Origin of the sequence: Ornithinimicrobium murale (assembly GCF_003352835.1) — a bacterium.
Lineage (GTDB): Bacteria > Actinomycetota > Actinomycetes > Actinomycetales > Dermatophilaceae > Ornithinicoccus > Ornithinicoccus muralis.
Genome location: NZ_QLVD01000031.1, coordinates 1 through 1,564 on the forward strand (window position 1 = coordinate 1; position 1,564 = coordinate 1,564).

The following is a 1,564-nucleotide window of genomic DNA, read 5'->3' on the forward strand; positions in this document are numbered from 1 at the left end:
TGAGGTGTTTCAGCGTTAATGTCCGCTTCGGGCGGTCGGATCAAACCACATCCGGGTCTTCTGGATTGGGTTGATTCTTCCTCTGGTCTCGGTGGTAGGCAAGTCGCTGCCGGGCGGCCTGGGCCAGGCCCTGCCGGCGGGCGGTGCGGATGGCCTCGCCGCGGCCGGTGTGCTCGTCCAGGGGCGTGACGTAGCCGATGCCGGAGTGCAACCGGGAGCCGTTGTACTCCGCCCGGACGACCTCGAGCTCGGCGCGCAGCACGGCGGGGTCGGTGATGACGTTCAGGTGGGGCCACTCGGCCTTGAGGGTGCCGTTGAGGGATTCGATCCAGGCCTGGTCGGTCGGGGTGGAGGGCCGGCCGAAGTGCTGAGCGATCGCGACCATGGCCATGAACTTGCGGGTGTGGCCGGCGATCATCTGCGAGCCGTTGTCGCTGACCGCGAGCAGGATCGGGGTCGCCTCGTCCTCTCCGTCCAGACCCAGTGCCCGGTCCAGGGCCTCGGCCCGGTCCAGCGCCGCCTCCAGGAGCCCCTCGGCGTCCAGGGCCTGCTCGAAGGCGAGGCGGACCTGGGTGTGTGTTTCCTGCGCGGAGACGACGTGGGTGAGCCACTTGCGCGAGACGAGGTCCTCGATGATGAGCACGGCCATCCCGGCTCGCGGGAAGTGGGTGCTGTCGTAGATCCAGATCGAGTTCGGGGTGTACGTGGCCCAGTCCGGGAACGGCCGTCGTTCACCCCGTGGCGGGCGTGGCGGGTGACGAAACCGCAGGTCGTGATCGTTCAGGACGCGTCGGACCGTGGACGGGGAGGCCCAGAACAGGTCCTCGTAGGAGCCGCGGTGGGCCAGGCGCCGGTGGGAGAAGTCCTTCACCCCGAACGTCTCGAACGCGGACACGATCGCCTCGATCTCCGCCGGGGTCAGCGCGTTCAGCGACGCACCGGGGCGGCCATCGACCAGCGTGGTCCCGGTGTCCTTGCGGCGGGTCCACCGGCGGGCGCGGCGCTCCTCCAAGCCGAGGACGGCGCAGGCCTTGACCAGCGGCCACCCCTGTGCCAGGGCGTGCTCGAGAGCGTTCAGCAGGACAGTCTTGGTGGCCGCGTCGACGCGGGCCGGAACGGGGGCCATGGGCATCAGTCCAGCCCCCCTTTTTTCTCCAGCAGCATCAGCTTGACCGAGAGCTCCTTGACCGCTTCGGAGAGCCGGTCGATCTCGGCGTTGGCCTCCTCCAGCTCGGTGTCCCGGGCCGACTTCCCGGGGGTCCCGGGGCGGGAGGCGGCCAGGGCGGCGAGGGCACCGTCCTTGGCGACCTGCCGCACCCGGATGATCGTGGACCGGTCCACCCCGGAGGTGGTCGCAGCCTGGGCGATGGTGGCCTCACCACGGACCAGCTGCAGCCAGATCTCGTACTTCGCCGACGCCGACAGGACCTTCTTCGGCCGGCGCTTCCTCGGCACCGAGGACTCGTTCGTGCTCATCGCGCACCCTCCTACAGGTGTCACGAAGACCGTACAGATGTTGCTTGATCCTCAGCCCGAAACCGGACACGAACGCTGACTCAACCCA

2 protein-coding genes are annotated in these 1,564 nt (G+C 69.0%); both read right to left on the minus strand.

Annotated features, from left to right (window positions below; translation table 11 throughout):
* Positions 1-40 precede the first annotated feature (40 nt).
* Positions 41-1,126, minus strand: coding sequence for an integrase core domain-containing protein (locus tag DPQ65_RS14105; RefSeq protein WP_114908001.1), 1,086 nt, complete (start codon positions 1,124-1,126; stop codon positions 41-43).
* 5 nt (positions 1,127-1,131) lie between these two features.
* On the minus strand, positions 1,132-1,476 hold the full coding sequence (locus tag DPQ65_RS14110; protein WP_114908000.1) for a hypothetical protein: 345 nt from the start codon (positions 1,474-1,476) through the stop codon (positions 1,132-1,134).
* Positions 1,477-1,564 lie beyond the last annotated feature (88 nt).